This window comes from Streptacidiphilus sp. MAP5-3 (assembly GCF_041262505.1).
In the GTDB taxonomy this organism is placed as follows: domain Bacteria; phylum Actinomycetota; class Actinomycetes; order Streptomycetales; family Streptomycetaceae; genus Streptacidiphilus.
Map to the genome: position 1 here is coordinate 43269 of NZ_JBGCCL010000029.1, position 17718 is coordinate 60986.

Genomic DNA, 17718 nt, shown 5'->3' on the forward strand with positions numbered 1-17718 from the left:
GGGACTGCGGACTGCGCTGGGTGGTTCCGGGGTTCCGCGAGGGGGCTTGGAACGTGAGTACGAGCACGGTGCTGTCGGTGGTGTTCGCGGTGTGTGCCGCCGTGAGCAACGCCCTGGGTACCGTGCTGCAACGTCGCGCCGCGCTTGTCGTGCCCGCCTCCAAGGGCTTCCGGCTCGGGCTGATGTGGGACCTGCTGCGCACTCCCGTGTGGCTCTTCGGCATCCTCGGCGTGATCTTCGCCGCGATCTTCCAGGGCGTGGCCCTGGCGACCGGACCGCTCGCCGTGGTCCAGCCGATCTTCGTCCTCGAACTGCCCGCCGCGCTGCTGATCGCCAGCCTGGTCTTCCACCGGAGGATGCCCACGCTCGGCTGGATCTGGGTGGCCTGCATGGTCGTCGGCCTCGGCACCGCGCTGGCCGCGGCCGCGCCCAGCGGCGGCAGCCCACAGGCGGGCGTCGGGCTCTGGGTCTTCGCGCTCGCGTCCTGCGGCGGCATGATGATCATGCTCTGCGTGATCGCGCTGCGTCACTCCTTCGGTGGTGTCCGGGCGGTCTGCCTGGGCCTGGCCGCCGCGATCGGCTACGCGCTCACCGCCGCGCTGATGAAGTCCGCCACCGACACCCTGGACCACCAGGGCGTCGCGGCGTTCTTCAGCGCCTGGCAGACCTACGGCTTCGCGGCCGTCGGCGTCTGCTCTCTCTTCGTCCTGGAGAACGCGATGCAGGCCGGCCCGCTGGTCGCCTCGCAGCCCGCGCTGACCCTCGGTGACGCGCTGATCAGCCTCTCGCTCGGCGTCACGCTCTACGACGAGTCGGTCAACACCGGCTGGTGGCTGATCCCCGCCATCTTCGGCGTCGGCCTGGTGGCACTCGGGGCGATCGGGCTCTCCCGTCTGCAGATGATGCCGGAGGGGGAACGCCCCGGCGCGAAGCCGACCGGGCCGTTGACCGATCCCGTGGCCGATCCGGGGCCGAAACCCGACCCCGACCCCGACGCCGATCCGGAGCCCGATCGCGCGCCCGACCCGGAGCCCGATCGCGCGCCTGCGGGCGGTGGCGACGTACATCCCCGGGAGTAGCTGACGCGTCCGGGAACGCATCCGCCGGCCGAGGCGGCGGCGTGGCCACGGCGAGCAGGATCGGGGGCATGGAGACAGCCATCGCCCTGGACCGGGCGACCAAGCGCTTCGGCGAGCGGACCGCCGTCGACGCCCTCACCCTGGAGATTCCGCGCGGCGCGACCGTCGCGCTGCTCGGCGCGAACGGGGCAGGCAAGAGCACCACCGTCGGCCTGCTGATGGGCCTGCACACGCCCGACGCCGGACGGGTGACCGTCGCCGGACTCGCGCCCCGCACCGCCGTGGTCCAGGGCCGGATTGCCGCCATGCTCCAGGACTGCGGCCTGATGCCGGGCGTCACCGCCGCCGAGGTGGTCGGCCTGTGCCGCCGGATGTACCCCGCGCCGCTGCGCGTCGAGGAGGCGCTGGAGCTGGCCGGACTGCGCGAGCTGGCGCACCGTCGGGTCGACCGGATGTCCGGCGGCCAGGCGCAGCGGCTCAAGTTCGCGCTGGTGGCTGTCGCCGGTGCGGACACCATGCTGCTGGACGAGCCCACCCGCGCCCTCGACGTCCAGGGCCGCCGCGAGTTCTGGGCCGCGATGCGCAACTGCGCCGCGTCGGGCCGGACCATCCTCTTCGCCACCCACTACCTGGACGAGGTCGAGGAGAACGCCGACCGCGTGGTGGTCGTGGCCCGCGGCCGGATCGTCGCCGACGGCACGCCCGCGCAGATCCGGGAGGCGGGCGGAAAGTCGGTCGTCCGGTTCCGGCTCCCGGCCCCGAGTATGTCTCAACTGCCTGAGCTGCCCGGCCGGTTGACCGTCGAGCACGGCTGGGCCACGGTCCGCACCGCCGACCCGGACACCGTGGTGCGGCTGCTGGCCCGCAGCGACGCCGCGTGGAGCGACCTGCGCGTCGCCCCGCCCAGCCTGGACGACTCGTTCCTGGCACTCACCGGACCGACAAGCCCAGCCCCGTTCGAGGAGGCACGAGTCTGATGACGCTGCACCTGTTCCGGCTCGAATGCCTGCGGATGCTCCGCGACCCGCGCTACCTCGCGCTGGCCGTCGTCGCGCCGATCGGCTTCTACCTGCTCTTCGCCTCTCTCTTCGGCGGCAAGCCCACCCAGCCCGGCGAACTACCGGGCACCGTCGAGATCATGGTGGCCATGGCCGCTTACGGCGCGATCTGGGGCGCCCTGTCGTCGACCGGCCCGCGGATCGCGCACGAGCGCAGCAGCGGCTGGTTGGAGCAGTTGCGCGCCATGCCGGTCACCGGACGCCAGTTGCTCACCGCGAAGATCGCCGCCGGACTGGCCGTGGCGCTGCCCGCGCTGGTGCTGGTCTGCGTCACCGCCGTCGCTGTCAAGGGCGTGCGGCTGGACGCGTGGCAGTGGTGCGTGCTGATCCCGGCGATGTGGCTGGGCAGCCTGCCGTTCGCGCTGATGGGCGTGGCGCTCGGTTTCGCGGTCGGACCGGAGGCGGCGTTCCCGCTCAGCTACGCCCTCTACATGGCCGGTTCCGCGCTCGGCGGCCTCTGGGTCCCGCCCGCGCAGCTCTCCGCCGGACTGCGCAGCGTCGCCCACGCGCTGCCCACCAACCGCCTCGCCGACGTGGGATGGCAGATCGTCGGCGGCCACGCCCCGACCGTCGCCGACGTCGCCGTCCTCGCTGCCTGGTCGGTCGGCTTCGCCGGGCTGGCCGTCCTCGCCTACCGGCCAGGGAAGGCCGGTCGCCGCGCCCGGGCTGACGAGGCCTCGCCCGTCGCGGCCGGATGAACGCCTACGCTGCCACCGTGGTGCAGCCCCGGAACCGAGCCGTCCCGGCCCTCGACCTGGCAGTCGTCGGCTCGGTGACCGTCTTCGCCTGCTTCGGTGTCTGGGCCGAGCAGCACTACGGCCCGCACCCGCAACCGTGGCCGCCCGGCGCCTACTTGCTGACCGTGGCGGCGGCGCTGCCGCTGCTGCTGCGCCGCACCCGCCCGGTCCTGGCGTCCGCCCTCTGCCTGGCCTGCATCGCCGCGTACCACTTCGCGGGCTATCCGGGCCTGGCCCCCGCCGTGTTGGTCTTCCTGGTCTGCGCCGGGCTGCCGATGTACGCCGCCCGCAACGGGCTCGCCCTCGGCCTGCTCGCGGCGCTGCTGGTCTGGCTGATCCCGACGCTGCCGCCGAACCGGGTGCCCTGGTACGGCCTGGACGTCTCCATGCCCGCGGTCGCCTATGCGGCAAGTGCCGTCGTCGGCCACTTCGCCCGGCGACGGCAGTTGGAGCACGAGGCGATGGTGCGTCAGGAGGCCGCCGCCGCAGAGGAACGGACCGGTCGCCGCCTCGCCGAGGAGCGCCTGCGCATCGCCCGTGAGCTGCACGATGTCCTCGCCCACACCATCTCCGTGGTCGCCGTCCAGAGCAGCGTCGCCCTCGACGCCCTGGACGCGGACGAGTCCCCGGCCGCTCGCGAGGCGATGCTCCAGGTCCGCGGTGCGGCCCGGCAGGCGATGCCGGAGCTGCGCGCCGCGCTGGACATGTTGCGCGGAGAGTCCGGTGAGACCGGCGAGTCCGGCGCGCTCCCCGACGCCCGCCCGCAGCCGGGTCTCGCCGACCTGCCGGACCTGGCCCGGCAGTTGCGCGAGAGCGGACTGGAGGTCGCATTGGACACCGGCGGCGCGAGCTCTGCCGCGGACCTGCCGCCGCTGGTGCAGCTGACGGCTTATCGGATCGTCCAGGAGGCGCTGACCAACACCCTCCGCCACGCCCACGCCAGCCGCGCCTCTGTCGTCCACGCCACGGTCGTCCTGCGCCGCCAGGACGGTCGGCTGCTCGTCGAGGTTGCTGACGACGGCGAGGGGTTCGTCGAGGCAACACCGGCCTCCGGCTTCGGCCTGCTGGGCATGCGCGAGCGCGCCGAGGCGCTCGGCGGCCGGGTCGAGACGGGACCGCGCCCGGACCGGTCCGGGTTTCTGGTCCGCGCCGAACTACCGTGGGAGACGGGGTAATCCATGCAGGCAGAGGGTTCTGACCGGGGTCCTGTCCCGGGTCCGGTCCGGGTGCTGATCGCGGACGACCAGGCCCTGGTCCGGGCGGGCTTCCACGCGCTGCTCGCCCGCGCCGAGGACATCGAGGTGGTCGGTGAGGCAGCCGACGGCCTCGACGCCGTGGCACAGACGGCCCGGCTGCGCCCGGACGTGGTGCTGATGGACGTGCGGATGCCGCGCCTGGACGGCATCGCCGCCACCGCGCGGATCGTCGCCGACCCCGGGCTGGCCGACACGAAGGTGGTCGTGGTGACCACCTTCGAGCTCGACGAGTACATCCACCGCGCGCTGCGCGCCGGGGCCAGCGGCTTCCTGCTCAAGGACCTCGACGGCGACGAGCTGCGCCGCGCGGTCCGGGTGGTCGCGGCGGGCGAGGCGCTGCTTGCGCCCAGCGTCACCCGTCGTCTGATCGGCGCGTTCACCCGACGGGGCGGCGGCGCGCTGCCACCCGAACTGGCCCAGGGTTCGGCCGTGCTGACGGACCGTGAGCGCGAGGTCGTCGCCCTGGTCGGCCGTGGACTGAGCAACGAGGAGATCGCCGCCGAACTGGTCATCTCCCCGGCCACCGCCAAGACCCATGTCTCCCACGCGATGACCAAGCTCGCCGCCCGCGACCGGGCCCAGCTCGTCGTCTTCGCCTACGAGACGGGCCTGGTCTGAGCGCCACGGAAATGGGGAGGTGTCCGTGGCGGGCGCGGCACTAGGGTTCCGGGGACCTGTGTCCCCGGAACCCTTCAGGACCCGAGGAGCCGTATGCACGACCGCACCGCCCAGGCCAACTCATTCGGCGCGGCTGCCGCCGCCTACGAGCGCGGCCGTCCCGACTACCCTGCCGCTGCCCTGGACTGGCTGCTGCAGGCCAGGACGGGAGCCGCTCCGCGTGACGTCGTCGACCTCGGAGCCGGGACCGGCAAGCTGACCCGGTCGCTGTGCGCCCGCGGTCTCGCCGTCACCGCCGTCGAGCCGTCCGAGGGTATGCGCGAGCAACTGGCGTCGGCCGTGCCCGAGGCCACGGTGCTGGCGGGTGCGGGGGAGTGGATGCCGCTCCCGGACGACGCCGCCGATGTCGTGCTCGCCGCACAGTCGTGGCACTGGGTGGACACTGTCCTCGCCGTCCCCGAGGTGGCGCGGGTGCTGCGGCCGGGCGGAACGCTCGGTCTGGTCTGGAACGTCAGGGACGAGCGTGCGGACTGGGTCGCCGCCCTCGGCCGCCTGCTCCACCCGGAGGGCACGCCCGTCACCGGCGGTGTCGGCGTGGAGGGCCTGGCCGATCACCCCGACCTGTTCGAGCCGGTCGAGCGGTTCGACGTCCCCTGGACCCACACCCTGACCGGCGACCAGCTCGTCGACCTGGTCGCCTCGCGCAGCTACGTGATCACCCTGCCCGACCCCGACCGCGAGGCGCTGCTCGCCGAGGTGCGTGACCTGACGTGCCGTCACCCCGCCCTGGCGGGCCGGACACAGGTGCAGCTCCCGTACGTGACGGAGTGCTACCGGGCCCGCGCGAGGACCTGATCGGCGAGGACCTGACCGGCGAGGGAGCTCTCCCGGGGGTGTTCGTGGAGGTAGCGGTCGATCGCGACCGCCGCCTCGCGGCCCGCCCGGTTGGCGCCGATCGTCGACGCGGACGGCCCGTAGCCGACGAGGTGCACCCGGGGATCGGCGGCGGCCTGCGTCCCCGCCATCCGGATGCCGCCGCCCGGCTCGCGCAGCCCCAACGGCGTCAGATGCCCGACGGCGGCGCGAAAGCCCGTGGCCCAGACGATCGCGTCCACCGGCTCCTCGTGCCCGTCCGACCCGGAGGGCCTGTCCGACCCGGCGTCCGCCCAGACCACGCCGTGCTCGGTGATCCGGTCGAACATGGGGAGCCGGTTCAGCGCGCCCAGCTCGCGTGCCCGCAGCAGCGCGGGGGAGGGCGGCAGGCCCGTCACCGAGACCACGCTGGTCGGCGGCAGTCCGGCGCGCACCCGCTGCTCCACCATGGACACGGCCGCCCGCCCCAGCTCGGGCGCGAACCGCTCCTCGCGGAAGACCGGCGGCCTGCGGGTCACCCAGAGCGTCTCGGCCACGGCCGCGGTCTCCGCCAGGATCTGGATCGCCGACGCGCCGCCGCCCACCACGACGACCCGCTTGCCTGCGAACTCCTCCGGCCCCCCGTAGGCGGAGCTGTGCAGCATCCGGCCCCGGAACCGCTCGGCGCCCGGGTAGCGCGGTACGAACGGCCGCGTCCACGTCCCGGTCGCGTTGACGAGCGTCCGAGTGAGCCAGCCGCGCGTGCCGCCCTCGGTGCCGCCCTCGGTGGCGCTCTCGGTGGCGATCAGCAGGCGTCCCGAGCCGTCGTCCGCCTCGCCGACTGACGAGACCCGGACCGGGCGCAGCACCGGAACCTCGTTGTCCCGCTCGTACGCCGCGAAGTAGCCCGGCAGCACGTCGCGCGCGGCCTGCTCCGGCGTGAAGTCGGGCAGCGGCGCGTACGGCAGCTGGTGGAAGCCGTGCACCATCGCCATGGTGAGCGTCGGCGGCCGGTGCTGCCACGCGCCGCCCGGCCCGGCGTCCGCGTCCAGCACCACGAAGTCCCGGTACGGGACGAGCCCGCGCCGACGCAGGTGGTAGGCGGTCGACAGGCCCGCCTGTCCCGCGCCGATCACAACCGCTTCGACCGTTTCAAGTTCAACACTCACGCCCATGAAACATCTGGCGGGGCGCGAGGCTTCCCGCGTGGCAGTCGGCGTCGCTGACCTGCGGACACTCTCCAGCATGAGAGCGTGGCAAACGGACTGAACAATCCGAAAGCGGGAGGAAACGGAATGAGCCAGACCAGCGTCGAGCCGGTGCCGGACTACATCGTCGTCGGGGTCGACGGCTCGGCCCACTCCGGCGAGGCGCTGCGCGTGGCGATCCGGCAGGCGGAGCTGACCGGCAGCCTCGTCCACGCCGTGCTCGCCTGGGAGTGGCCGAGCATCTTCTCGGTGCCCGAGCCGCCTCCCGGCCAGGCGGGGCTCACCTTCGAGGAGCAGGCGGTGCACCGTCTGGCCGAGGGCGTCGAAGAGGTGGCCGGCCCCGGCCCGCATCCGATCATCCGGCAACGGGTGATGCAGGGCTCGCCGACCCAGGTGCTGCTCGACGCGGCCGAGGGCGCCGCGCTGCTCGTCGTCGGCAGCCGTGGCTTCGGCGGCTTCAAGGGCATCATGCTGGGCTCGGTCAGTCAGCACCTGGCCCAGTACGCGCGCTGCTCGGTGCTCATCGTCCGGGAGCGGGACGGCGCGCGCTGACGGACTGTCAGGCCTGTCCGGTCTCGAAGCGCTTGACCTTGCCGTCGACGACCTCGAACCGCCAGACGGTGTTCATCTCGCCCCAGGTGTCGTTGCGGAAGCGGGCCACCAGCCTGCGCCCGCCGTCCGACTCCTTCTGCACGTCCATCCGCCCGCCGGAGGAGAAGATCTCCCGGTCGATCCAGTCGTGCAGGTCGCGGTCCGAACCGTCGTCCGCCATCGTCGCGTCGGCGGTCAGCAGCTCGACGAAGGCGTCGCGGTCGTGCCCGTTGACGGCGGCCACGAGTCGGCGGACGACGGGGTCGGAGAGCTTGTCGGTGGCGATGGTCATGTCGGCCTCTCTGCTGGTTCGCGGTTCGGTACGCGGGTGGTTCCAGCGAACACCCGCGCCCGAGCAGGCGCGCGCAGAGACCCGCCGTTCAGGCGGTGCGCTGGGTGACCCGCCACAGGCGGCGCGGCAGCTCGCCCTCCTCGAACGCGTCAACCTCGACCGAGTCCCACCCCTGGGCCAGCTCGTCCAGCAACTGCTCGGAGAAGAAGTGCACGGCCAACCCGCCGTGCTCCCAGATGTCGTCGCCGCGCCCCGTCCCCGCGCCGAAGTGCGCGTCGCCGACGTGCCGGAGGTCTGCTCCCGTGTGCGGTTCCGGCTGCGCTGCCGGCGCTGTCAGCGCTGGGACGATCCTCGCACGGCGTCGTCGTCGGCCCCGGACACGCCTGCGTCGCCGACCTGGGAGGCGACCTGCACGTCGCCGACCTGGCGGAGTGCCTCCGCGACGATGTCGTTCAGCCCGTCCTGGTGCGCGCCGCGCCAGTACGCGCGCCCGCACGCGGTGCACCGGGCGAAGGTGTCGTAGCTGCGCTCGGTCCCCTCCCGCAGCTGTGGCCGGACCTCCTCCAGCGTCGCCGGGCGGAGCTCGCCGTTGCAGGCCGTGCAGCGGGTCCACGGCGCTAGCGGCGGCCGGAACCGCTCCAGCACGTCGGTCAGTTGCTCCTCCGGCCGGTGGCTGTACACGTACGCGCCTGCCCACAGCTCGCGCCGGTGCAGCAACCCCCGGTCCCGGGACAGCATCACCCGCTGCTCCCGCGCGGACTGCGCGGCCAGCGCGGCGTCCCCGATGTCGAGCCGTTCGTACGCCGCGTCCACGCCCAGCAGCCGCAACCGGCGCGCCAGCGTCCCCAGATGCACGTCGAGCAGGAAGCGCGCCGGTCCCGGCAGCGTCTGCGGGCGCATCACGGCGTCGACCTGGATCCGGTCCCCGGCGACGGGCACGTACGCGGTCGTGGTCTCCCGCCCGTCCAGCAGCAGCCGCCCCACCTCGGTCAGCGGCACGCCGAGCGACTCGACCACATGCCCGAGCGTGGACGAGCCGTCGGTGCGCACCTGCGCCCCGTCGGCCGCGCGCCGCGGGGCGGAGACGAAGAGGTGCAGCTCGGGCGCGAAAGTGATGACGATCTCCGGTCCGTCCACGCGGCCAGCATCGCACCGCGACGACGGGCGCGGCCAGCGCTTTTGTCAGCTGCGCTGGTCGTCCGCCTGCTTGTCGGCCTTCTCCTGCATCTCAAACCAGATGAACTTGCCCTCGCCGCGCGGGCGCACACCCCAGCCTTCCGCCAGCAGGTCCAGCAGCACCAGGCCGCGTCCCGAGGAGGCCATCTCGCCCGGGGAGCGCCGGTGCGGCAGTTCGTCGCTGCCGTCCGACACCTCGACGCGCAACAGCCGCTCACCCGCGGGTCCGGTCAACTCGGCTGTCAGCGCCGCTTCCTGATCGGTGTGCAGCAGCACGTTGGCGAGCAGCTCCGAGACCAGCAGCACGGCCGCGTCCACGCCGTCCGGCTCGTGCCAGTCGCGGAGGATGCCGCGCAGCTCCCGGCGCGCGCCCGCGAGCCGCTCGGGCTGGCCCTGGGCGACGGTCAGCATCAGCCGGCGGCCGGTCGGCTTCGGCGCGCCGACGCGTTCGTCGCGGCGGAGCAGCAGCAGCGCGATGTCGTCCTCGCGCCGGTCGGCGAGCCGGCCCGCGCCGCGGTGCGAGGCGGGCCCGTGGACCGCCTGTATCAGCGCGTCGGCGATCGCCTCCAGGTCCTCCACCGGACCCGGCTCCACCACGTCCCTGACCCGGATCCACCCGGTGTACCAGTCGTGTCCGCCGGTCTCGATGAGGCCGTCGGTGCAGGCCATGAACACCTCGCCGACCTGCAGCTCCAGCTCGGTGACCGGATAGCTCTCGTCGTCCGGCATCAGCCCGAGCGGCAGCCCGCCGTCGACGTGCCGGATCATCGCGCTGCCGTCGGGCATGCGCAGCACCGGGTGCGGGTGCCCCGCGCGGGCGATGGCCAGCTTGCCGGTCGCCGGATCGGCCTCGATGTAGATGCAGGTGGCGAACCGGTCTTCGTCCAGGCTGGCCAGGAACCGCGACGCGCGCGACAGCACCGCGTCCGGCCGGTGCCCCTCGACCGCGTACGCGTGCACCGCCGTGCGCAGCCGCGACATCACCCCGGCGGCGTGCACGTCGTGCCCCTGCACGTCACCCACGACCAGCGCGACCCGCCCGCCCGGCAGGTCGATCACGTCGTACCAGTCGCCGCCGACCAGCAGCCCGCCGCCGGTGGGCACGTAACGCGCGGCGACCGTCAGTCCGTCGAGCTGGCGCGCCGAGTCGCCCATCGAGCGCCGCAGCCCACGGGAGAGCGCGCGCTCCGCCTCGTTGGTGTGCGCCCGTTCCAGCGCCTGCGACAGCATCCGCGCCACCGTCGACAGCACGGCCCGCTCGTCCGGCGTGAACGCGACGGGCGTGGCGAACGCCGCCAGCCACGCGCCGGTCGTCCGACCCGCCGTCACCAGCGGCAGGAACGCCCACGACCTGCGGTGGAACCCCTGCGCCAGTGGCCAGGTCGCCGGGAACCGGCGCTGGTACTCCTCCGGCGAGGAGAGGTAGATCGGCCGCCCGGTCCGCACCACCTGCGCCGCCGGGTACTCGGTGTCCAGCGGCATCTGGAACGGCGAGGCCTGTTCGGAGGTGTGTCCGTGTTGTCCCACCACGGTCAGCAGCGTGCCGCGCACGCCGAACACCGCCTGCCCGTCCGGGGAGAAGCCCGGCATCGCGAGTGTTGCGGCGACCCGGAGCACCTCGCTGGTCGTGCTCGCCTCGGCGAGCGCGCGGCCCGCGTCGAGCAGGAACGCCTCCCGCGAGCGCCGCAGGTCGGTCTCCGGCAGCCGCGCGCGGACGCCGGTGGCGGAGCGGGCGGAACGTTCGGGGTGGGAGGGCTGGACGAGGGCTTGCGCCGCGGACGCTGCCGGGGGCTGCGTCGATGCCCGCGACGGTGCGTCGTCCGTCCGGGGGAGCGCGTTGAGCGCCTGGATCTGGGCGCGTCCGGCCTCGTCCGTGCGGAGGGGCTCCGGCGGCTCGGGCAGCGGGGGACGCGGCTGGGCGTCGATCGCTGTCCCCTGCAGCGAGAAGCGGCTTCCCGGCGGTCCGGGGGATATCTGCACCATCACCGTGCGCAGCAGGTGCCCGTCCGGCGTCACCACACGGACCCGCGCGTCGTTGGGCCGCTGCTCCGTGAGCACCAGCCGCGAGGTCGCACTCAGCTGGGCCATGTCCTCGCCGTGCAGCTGCGAGCGGACGGACGCCGCCCCCAACTCCCCACCGTCGTCGGCGAGCCCGAGCAGTTCCCGGGTGCGGGCGTCTGCTTCGAGGACACCGTCGGTCGTGCTCCAACGCCAGACACCGATCCCGACGGCGTCGAGCACCGCCGAGGCCTGAAGCGCGACCGATCCCCCGACGGAATCGCTGACCATCGACTGGCCCCTTCGGCTGCGGATCTGTGCGTCTATCCGATCACCTTACGACCCGGTAGCCCCGGCAGGCGCGGCGGGCGCGGCGGGAAACGTCCTGGCTCGTGGCCGCCATGCGAGTTTGCCTCAGAGGCAAGAAACTTGCCCAGGAGGTGAAGGAGGTGTCCACTGAGTGCATGGACGCAGGAGCCACGCAGAAACCGGAAGAGCCAGGAACGCCCCGTGAGCGCAAGCTCGACGAGGAACTTCCCGGCCTCGGCGCGCGGCTGCGCGAGCGCCGACTGAGCAGCGGCCTCACGCTGGAGGCGGCCGCCGCCCGGATCGGCCTCTCACCCGCGCACCTGTCGCGGCTGGAGACCGCCAAGCGTCAGCCGTCGCTCCCCGTACTGCTGGGCCTCTCCCGAGCTTACGCCGTCCCGCTGGACGTCCTGCTCGGGGAGAAGCCGACGGTCCCCGCGACCGTCGTGCGCGGCGCAACCGCCGAGCCCTCGAAGGCCGGTGGATGGACCTACCGCCCCGCCGGAGCGCCCGGCCGCGCCATGCAGGCCCTGCGCGTGCACGTCCCGCAGGGCACGCAGGAGGCGGTCGTCCGGGTTCATCCGGGAGAGGAGTGGGTCTTCGTGCTCAGCGGACGCCTGGTGCTGCACCTGGACCGCGAGGAACACCTGCTCGACCCCGGTGACTCCGCCCACTTCGACTCGATGCGCCCACACCGTCTGTCCGCCGACTCGGCGGCCGGAGTCGACCTGCTCTTCCTGCACACGCTGCTGCAGAGCCCTACTTCGGAGTTGTGCCTTGGCTGACCACACTTCCCACCCCGTCCCCGGCCCCACGTCCGTCCGCTCCACCTCGGTCCCGCTGTCCGTCGAGGACGGCAGCACCCACACGGAGCACCGGGTCAATGTCCGGGTCTTCATCTACGTCATCGGCCTGCATGTCTTCGCGGGCCTGGCCACGCTGCTCTTCTACGCGGGCCAGCACCGCTCCTGACCGTCCGTCGGCGCCGGAAGTCACGCGTTGCTACGCCTCGCCCGCCGTTGCTGCGCGAGGGTGGCGGGGCTCGTAGAGGGCGAGGTCGCCGCCGCCGGGGAGGCGGAAGGCGGTGAGCAGGCCCCAGTTCAGTTCCTGTACGGGGCGGGTGAACTCGACGCCCTTGGCGGTCAGTTCGGCGACGGTGGCTGGCAGGTCGTCGCACATCAGCATCAGCTCGTGCGAGTGGACCGCCTGAGCCGGATGGAAGGCGATCTCGCTGGGCGGGGCCTGGAAGATCAGCCAACCGTGTCCGGCGTCGACGCCGGGCAGGCCCAGGACGTCGCGGAAGAAGGCCCGGTCGGCCTCGGCGTCGCTGGTGTAGATCACCACATGGGTGCCGTTGATCATGACTCGACGCTAAGCCGACCCGGTACCCCCGGCAAGCGCGGGCGCGCGGGAGACGGTCAGGCTCACCGTCCCGCCGTGTTGCAGCGTGGACCCGGCGGCGGGGGACTGCGTGCAGACGGTCCGAGGCGCGGCGGTGCTGCCCTGGCACGTGCCGGTGCGGATGTGGCCGACGTGCAGGCCGAGGGCGGCCAGGGTGCGGCGGGCATGGGAGAGGCTGTCGTGGGCAAGGTCCGGGACGGTCAGCGGGGTGACTGGTGACGCCCCGGTGGACGCGCTGGCACCGGTACCGCCGGTACCGCCGGTTACACCGCTGCCTGCGGCAGCGGCACCGCCCCCGCCGAGCGCGAACCAGCCCCCGACCACTCCCGCGACCAGCGCCGCCGCAAGCCCCGCCCACGCCCCGAGCCGACGCCGATTCCGGCGTGGACTCTCGGGCAACTCGGCCTCCGTGTTCGGCGGCATGGGCTCGATGACCGTCTGCTCGCGCCGGAGCGCCGCGGTAGGCAGAGACGCAGCCGTGGGCAGAGACGCCGTCGTGCCCGACGGCACGGTCAGTCGCATGGTCGCCGACCGGGCGGGCGGCGCGGAGGGCACGGACTCCACAGACTCCAACGATTCCGCGCACTGCAGGAGCTGCACGGTCTGTGTGGACGTGTCCGCCACCGGCGCGGCCTCCGTCGCCAGCACGGCCTCGACCGCTCCGCGCATGGATGCCGCGTCCGGGAAGCGGTCGGCGGGGTCGCGGGCGAGGGCGCGGCAGACCAGGGCGTCGACGTCCGCCGAGAGACCGGGCGCCACGGTGGAGGGCCGCGGCGCGTCCTCCCTGAGGCGGCGCCAGATGGTGTCGAGCGGATTGTCGGACGCCATCGGCGGGCGTCCGGTGAGCAGCTCGTACAGCATGCAGCCGACGGCGTAGAGGTCGCTGCGCGCGTCCACCGGTTCGCCCCGCGCCTGCTCGGGGGAGAGGTAGTCGGCGGTGCCGACGACCATGCCGGTGGAGGTGAGCGTCTCTGACGGACCCTCCGCTCGAGTCACGCTGCGGGCGATGCCGAAGTCCATGAGCTTGACGGTGCCGTCGTCCAGGACCATCACGTTCGCAGGCTTGACGTCGCGGTGGACCATGCCGCGTGCATGGGCGTGGGCCAGCGCGTCGAGGAGGTCGGCGGTCACCCGGAGCGCCAGGCTCGGGGACAGCGGGCCGTCGGCCTGGAGGACCTGGGCGAGAGTGCGGCCGGGCAGGTACTCCATGACCAGGTAGGGCAGGTCCATGCTGCGTCCCGCGCCCTCGCCGGAGTCGAAGACGGCGACGATGCCGGGGTGGTTGAGCGACGCGGCAGCACGGGCCTCGCGGCCGAAGCGGACCCGGTAGACCGGGTCCGCCGCCAGCTGCGGGCGCAGGATCTTCACCGCGACGGTTCGGTCCAGTCGCAGGTCGCGGGCACGGTGCACCTCGGCCATGCCGCCGCTGCCGAGAACCCCGGACAGCAGGTAGCGGTCGCCGAGCGCGGGCGCGGGGTTGTCGGCAGGGCCGGGGGTCTCCAGGATGTCCACGGCGCGATGGTGACCGTGCTTCTTGTGGAAATCATGTGGCTGCCCCCGGCAGGCAGGCGCTCAGGCCCGGCCGGAGGACTTCTGGGTGCGGCGGGAGAGCGAGTCGACGATGACCGCGGCCAGCAGCACGCCGCCGGTGATCATGTACTGGATGTCGAGGGTCAGCCCCAGCATGTAGAGGCCGGAGTTGATCGACTCGATGACCAGGATGCCGAGCAGCGCGGACCAGACGCGTCCGCGTCCGCCGAAGAGGCTGGTGCCGCCGATGACGGCCGCGGCGATGGCCATCATCAGGTTGTTCGGGTCGGCTCCCGCCTGCCCGGCTGCGGACGTGGTGGCGGCGATGGCCAGGCCGCCGAGCGCCGCGAAGGTGCCGGAGATGGCGTAGACCGTGATCCGGACCATCGGCACGCTGATACCGGCGCGACGGCTGGCCTCGATGTTGCCGCCGACCGCGAAGATCTTGCGGCCGTACCGGGTCCGGCGCAGCACGAAGTCGCAGATCACCAACAGGGCAAGGAAGATGACCATCGCGTTCGGCACGCCGCTGGCGCGGTTGAGCACCCACGCGACCAGGAACACCGCGACCGCCAGCATGCCGGTGCGGAGCAGCAGCTCGCTGGTCGGACGGTAGGGGACGCCCGCCGCCCTGCGCCTGCGCTGCTGTCCGAAGAGGGAGAGCGCCATCGCCAGCACGGCGAGCCCGGCCAGCAGGTACGCCCCGGCGGTGTCGCCGTTGAGGAAGAACGAGTTGCCGGAGAGCAGGTGGTTGAGGCCGGTGTCCGGCAGGTTGATGGTGCCCGTCGAGCCGAGCAGCCAGAGCATGACGCCCTGCCAGGCCAGGAAGCCGGCCAGGGTGACCACGAACGCGGGCACGCCGATCCGGGCGAAGATCCACCCCTGGAGCCCGCCGATCGCCATGCCTGCCAACAGAGTCAGCAGCACCGCGACCCACGAGTTGACACCGTGGTTGACCGACAGCACGGCGAACAGCGCGGCGGCCAGGCCGCTGACCGAGCCCACCGAGAGGTCGATCTCGCCGAGCAGCAGGACGAAGACCAGGCCGACCGAGAGCAGGCCGAGCCCGACCATGTAGTACGAGATGTACTCGGCGTTGGAGGCGCTGAAGTACCTGCTGTCCTTGAGGGTGAAGATCAGCCAGATGACGATCAGCCCGACCACGACCGGGATCGAGCCGAGTTCGCCCCCGCGTACCTTGCGGCGGAACTCGTCGAAGTAGCCGCGCAGGCCTTCCTGACGGACCAGCAGCCGCGGGTCGATGGGCTGCGCGACGGCCGGAGGCGGCGTCGGGTCGGCGCGCTCGGCCGCGGCGGACGGGTGCGTCGGGTCGAAGGGCTTCCCAGGATCGGAAGGCGGTGGGAAATCCGTGCTCACATGCCCTCCGGGGTCGGTCCCGAGCCGCGGGCCTGCCGACGGGTGACCGCGTTGTCGGTGGCTCCGGTGATGGCGGCGATGATGGTCTCCTGCGTGGTCTCCCGCACCGGGAAGGTGCCGTTGTTGCGGCCGAGCCGCAGCACCACGACCGTGTCCGCCACCGCCCGGACGTCGACCATGTTGTGGCTGATCAGCAGCACGCCGTGGCCGCGGTCCCGCAGGCGCTCGACCAGGTCGAGCACCTGCGCCGTCTGCTCCACGCCGAGTGCCGCGGTCGGCTCGTCGAGGATGACCACCTTCGGGTCGCCGATCAGCGAGCGGGCGATGGCGACGACCTGACGCTGGCCGCCGGAGAGGCTGGCGACCGGGATGCGGACGCTGGGGATGCGGATCGACAGGGTGTCCAGCAGCTCCTGGGCGCGCTTCTCCATGGCCACCTCGTCGAGGGTGCCGCGCTTGATGAGCTCGCGGCCGAGGAAGAGGTTGGCGACCACGTCGAGGTTGTCGGCCAGCGCCAGGTCCTGGTAGACGGTGGCGATGCCGAGGTGTTGGGCGTCCTGCGGGCGGTGGATCGTGACGGGCCGACCCTCCCACTCGATGTCGCCCTCGTCGATCTGGTGCACCCCGGCGATCATCTTGACCACGGTCGACTTGCCCGCGCCGTTGTCGCCGACGAGGGCGACGACCTCGCCCGGGTGGACTTCCAGTTCGACGTCGGTCAGGGCCTGCACGGCGCCGAAACGCTTGGAGGCGCCGCGCAGGGCCAGGACCGGTTGGTCGTCCCTCACTCGAGGCCCGCCGACTTGCAGGCGGCGGCGTAGGTGGGGGTGCAGATCTGCGCGACGGTCCACAGGCCGTCCTGGACCACGGTGGACTTGATGTTGGACTTGTTCACCAGGACCGGGGTCAGCAGGTCGGACGGGACCGAGTTGCCGGAGCCGTTGGTCTGGGTGGTGGTGGCGGTGGAGCTGACGCTCTGTCCGGTGAGCAGGTCGACGGCCAGCGTGGCGGCGGACTCGGCCTCGGGCTTGTAGGCCTTGTAGATGGTGAAGGACTGGGTGCCGGCCACGATCCGCTGGATCGCGTCGAGCTGCGCGTCCTGGCCGGTCAGCGGGAGGTTGCTGATGCCGGCGTTCTTCATGGAGGTCGCGATACCGGCGGCCATCTCGTCGTTGGCGGAGTAGAAGCCGGCGATGTTGTGGGCGCCGAGCTGGTTGATCGCGGCGGTGGCCTTCTGTGCGGCGACGTCCGGCAGCCACTGGCCCGAGGCGTCGTAGGCGATGTCCAGCTTGCCCTTGACCGCGCCCTGGAAGCCGCTCTTGAACTGGGCGGCGTTCGGGTCGGACTGCGCGCCGTCGATCTCGACGATCTTGGCGGACGGGCTGGCCTTGGAGCCGAGCGCGTTGATGAGGCCGGTGCCCTGCAGCTGGCCGACGTGGACGTTGTCGAAGGAGACGTAGGCGTCCACCGGGCCCTCGGAGAGCCGGTCGTAGGAGACGACCTTGATGCCCTTGGCGTGGGCGGCGTCGACCGACGCCTTGATCTGGGTGGAGTCTTGCGGGTCGACGACGAGGACCTTGACGCCCTCGTTGATCATCGTCTGCACCTGCTGCGCCTGGACCTGCGCGCTGCCGCCCGCGTTGGCGTAGTTGACGGTGACGTTCGGGGCGAGCGCCTTGACCTTGGCCTCGAAGTAGGGCTTGTCGAACTGCTCGTAACGGGTCGTCGTGTTCTCGGGCAGCAGCAGGCCGATGCTCCCGCTGGCCGCGACCGCCGAGCCGCCCGAGCTCGCGGAGGCGGACGAGGACGAGCTGGCGCTCCCCGATGAGCCGCAGGCAGCCGCCGCGAGAACCAGGGAGACGACGGTGGTGGCGGTGGCGGCGCGCTGCAGAGGGTGCTTCATCACGGTGGTGGGCCTTCCTCGACCGGACTGCGGGCGGGAACTACGGGGAGTGAGCTGCGGCTTGAACGTCACGGCATGGCTGTTCAGAAGCTTCGTCCGTGACGAGGGTTCAGCCTCAAAGGATTGAAGTCCCACGATCGCTCTGGACGCGGGGGACACACGGACGGGGCCGTGATGTTCGCCCGAACGGTGGGGCGCATCCGCCGAGTGCCGCGCCGGGCCGGGGAGTGACGGATTTTCGCGACGGGACGTCAGACGCCGGAGGATTTACGGCCGGAGAGCGTTCGCGCCATGGACATTACATGCGCTCGGCCACTAGGTTCCGCTGTGGCCACG

General features: G+C 72.6%; 19 protein-coding genes. 9 read left to right on the forward strand and 10 right to left on the reverse strand.

Translation table 11 applies throughout. From position 1 onward, the window contains the following. Positions 1-53 precede the first annotated feature (53 nt). From ABH928_RS30075 to ABH928_RS30100, 6 genes are all read left to right on the forward strand, one after another. Positions 54-1079 carry a DMT family transporter gene (locus ABH928_RS30075; RefSeq protein WP_370071794.1) on the forward strand — a complete coding sequence of 342 codons (1026 nt, stop codon included), beginning with the start codon at positions 54-56 and terminating at the stop codon, positions 1077-1079. Positions 1080-1147: 68 nt separating this feature from the next. Next, positions 1148-2056 (forward strand): ABC transporter ATP-binding protein, encoded by a 909-nt coding sequence (locus ABH928_RS30080; protein WP_370071795.1) that lies wholly within the window; start codon positions 1148-1150, stop codon positions 2054-2056. Continuing rightward, positions 2056-2835, forward strand: a complete 780-nt coding sequence (locus tag ABH928_RS30085) for an ABC transporter permease (protein WP_370071796.1) — start codon at positions 2056-2058, stop codon at positions 2833-2835. The genes ABH928_RS30080 and ABH928_RS30085 overlap by 1 nt, the downstream gene beginning before the upstream one ends. Positions 2836-2852: 17 nt before the next feature. Beyond that, positions 2853-4049: a sensor histidine kinase gene (locus ABH928_RS30090; RefSeq protein ID WP_370071797.1), complete on the forward strand. Its 1197-nt coding sequence runs from the start codon at positions 2853-2855 to the stop codon at positions 4047-4049. Positions 4050-4052: 3 nt separating this feature from the next. Further along, positions 4053-4748: a response regulator gene (locus ABH928_RS30095; RefSeq protein ID WP_370071798.1), complete on the forward strand. Its 696-nt coding sequence runs from the start codon at positions 4053-4055 to the stop codon at positions 4746-4748. Between the two features lie 93 nt (positions 4749-4841). Continuing rightward, entirely contained in the window at positions 4842-5603 is a 762-nt protein-coding gene (locus ABH928_RS30100; protein ID WP_370071799.1) for a class I SAM-dependent methyltransferase, read from the forward strand. Here ABH928_RS30100 and ABH928_RS30105 read toward each other — a convergent pair. Next, on the reverse strand, positions 5579-6775 hold the full coding sequence (locus ABH928_RS30105) for an FAD-dependent oxidoreductase (RefSeq protein ID WP_370071800.1): 1197 nt from the start codon (positions 6773-6775) through the stop codon (positions 5579-5581). The genes ABH928_RS30100 and ABH928_RS30105 overlap by 25 nt on opposite strands. Positions 6776-6895: 120 nt before the next feature. On the opposite strand from ABH928_RS30105, the gene ABH928_RS30110 reads away from it, so the two are divergent. Beyond that, complete coding sequence (locus tag ABH928_RS30110) at positions 6896-7360, forward strand: universal stress protein (protein WP_370071801.1); 465 nt, start codon at positions 6896-6898, stop codon at positions 7358-7360. Between the two features lie 7 nt (positions 7361-7367). On the opposite strand, the gene ABH928_RS30115 is transcribed toward ABH928_RS30110, so the two are convergent. From ABH928_RS30115 to ABH928_RS30130, 4 genes are all read right to left on the reverse strand, one after another. Beyond that, a complete protein-coding gene (locus ABH928_RS30115; protein WP_370071802.1) occupies positions 7368-7691 on the reverse strand; it encodes a nuclear transport factor 2 family protein in 324 nt (107 codons plus the stop codon). 88 nt (positions 7692-7779) lie between these two features. Continuing rightward, entirely contained in the window at positions 7780-7911 is a 132-nt protein-coding gene (locus ABH928_RS30120; protein ID WP_370071803.1) for a hypothetical protein, read from the reverse strand. A 113-nt stretch (positions 7912-8024) separates the two neighbouring features. Continuing rightward, complete coding sequence (locus tag ABH928_RS30125) at positions 8025-8828, reverse strand: Mut7-C RNAse domain-containing protein (RefSeq protein WP_370071804.1); 804 nt, start codon at positions 8826-8828, stop codon at positions 8025-8027. A 45-nt stretch (positions 8829-8873) separates the two neighbouring features. Further along, entirely contained in the window at positions 8874-11156 is a 2283-nt protein-coding gene (locus ABH928_RS30130; protein WP_370071805.1) for a SpoIIE family protein phosphatase, read from the reverse strand. A gap of 173 nt (positions 11157-11329) precedes the next feature. On the opposite strand from ABH928_RS30130, the gene ABH928_RS30135 reads away from it, so the two are divergent. Together ABH928_RS30135 and ABH928_RS30140 are read left to right on the forward strand one after the other, a co-directional pair. Beyond that, positions 11330-11956, forward strand: a complete 627-nt coding sequence (locus ABH928_RS30135) for a helix-turn-helix domain-containing protein (protein ID WP_370071806.1) — start codon at positions 11330-11332, stop codon at positions 11954-11956. Beyond that, complete coding sequence (locus ABH928_RS30140; protein ID WP_370071807.1) at positions 11949-12143, forward strand: DUF6126 family protein; 195 nt, start codon at positions 11949-11951, stop codon at positions 12141-12143. The genes ABH928_RS30135 and ABH928_RS30140 overlap by 8 nt, the downstream gene beginning before the upstream one ends. Before the next feature lie 30 nt (positions 12144-12173). Here the strand turns inward: ABH928_RS30140 and ABH928_RS30145 are convergent, their stop codons facing one another. From ABH928_RS30145 to ABH928_RS30165, 5 genes are read right to left on the reverse strand one after another with little or no spacing between them, the layout of a single operon-like run. After that, the gene (locus tag ABH928_RS30145) at positions 12174-12533 is read right to left on the reverse strand and encodes a VOC family protein (protein WP_370071808.1); all 360 of its coding nucleotides are present in this window, start codon (positions 12531-12533) and stop codon (positions 12174-12176) included. Positions 12534-12542: 9 nt separating this feature from the next. Next, on the reverse strand, positions 12543-14084 hold the full coding sequence (locus tag ABH928_RS30150; RefSeq protein ID WP_370071809.1) for a protein kinase: 1542 nt from the start codon (positions 14082-14084) through the stop codon (positions 12543-12545). Positions 14085-14144: 60 nt separating this feature from the next. Then, positions 14145-15479, reverse strand: a complete 1335-nt coding sequence (locus tag ABH928_RS30155) for a sugar ABC transporter permease (protein WP_370071810.1) — start codon at positions 15477-15479, stop codon at positions 14145-14147. Continuing rightward, a complete protein-coding gene (locus ABH928_RS30160) occupies positions 15476-16267 on the reverse strand; it encodes an ATP-binding cassette domain-containing protein (protein ID WP_370071811.1) in 792 nt (263 codons plus the stop codon). Before ABH928_RS30160 ends, ABH928_RS30155 begins: the two co-directional genes overlap by 4 nt. Then, positions 16264-17382 (reverse strand): sugar ABC transporter substrate-binding protein, encoded by a 1119-nt coding sequence (locus ABH928_RS30165; RefSeq protein ID WP_370071844.1) that lies wholly within the window; start codon positions 17380-17382, stop codon positions 16264-16266. Before ABH928_RS30165 ends, ABH928_RS30160 begins: the two co-directional genes overlap by 4 nt. Between the last annotated feature and the right edge of the window lie 336 nt (positions 17383-17718).

Bases quoted from the DNA above. Each gene is read 5' to 3' on its own strand.
- ABH928_RS30110 (WP_370071801.1), top strand. From the start codon at position 6,896: ATGAGCCAGACCAGCGTCGAGCCGGTGCCGGACTACATCGTCGTCGGG.
- ABH928_RS30165 (WP_370071844.1), bottom strand. From the start codon at position 17,382: ATGAAGCACCCTCTGCAGCGCGCCGCCACCGCCACCACCGTCGTCTCC.
- ABH928_RS30135 (WP_370071806.1), top strand. From the start codon at position 11,330: ATGGACGCAGGAGCCACGCAGAAACCGGAAGAGCCAGGAACGCCCCGT.
- ABH928_RS30080 (WP_370071795.1), top strand. From the start codon at position 1,148: ATGGAGACAGCCATCGCCCTGGACCGGGCGACCAAGCGCTTCGGCGAG.
- ABH928_RS30085 (WP_370071796.1), top strand. From the start codon at position 2,056: ATGACGCTGCACCTGTTCCGGCTCGAATGCCTGCGGATGCTCCGCGAC.
- ABH928_RS30105 (WP_370071800.1), bottom strand. From the start codon at position 6,775: ATGGGCGTGAGTGTTGAACTTGAAACGGTCGAAGCGGTTGTGATCGGC.
- ABH928_RS30100 (WP_370071799.1), top strand. From the start codon at position 4,842: ATGCACGACCGCACCGCCCAGGCCAACTCATTCGGCGCGGCTGCCGCC.
- ABH928_RS30130 (WP_370071805.1), bottom strand. From the start codon at position 11,156: ATGGTCAGCGATTCCGTCGGGGGATCGGTCGCGCTTCAGGCCTCGGCG.
- ABH928_RS30115 (WP_370071802.1), bottom strand. From the start codon at position 7,691: ATGACCATCGCCACCGACAAGCTCTCCGACCCCGTCGTCCGCCGACTC.
- ABH928_RS30095 (WP_370071798.1), top strand. From the start codon at position 4,053: ATGCAGGCAGAGGGTTCTGACCGGGGTCCTGTCCCGGGTCCGGTCCGG.
- ABH928_RS30145 (WP_370071808.1), bottom strand. From the start codon at position 12,533: ATGATCAACGGCACCCATGTGGTGATCTACACCAGCGACGCCGAGGCC.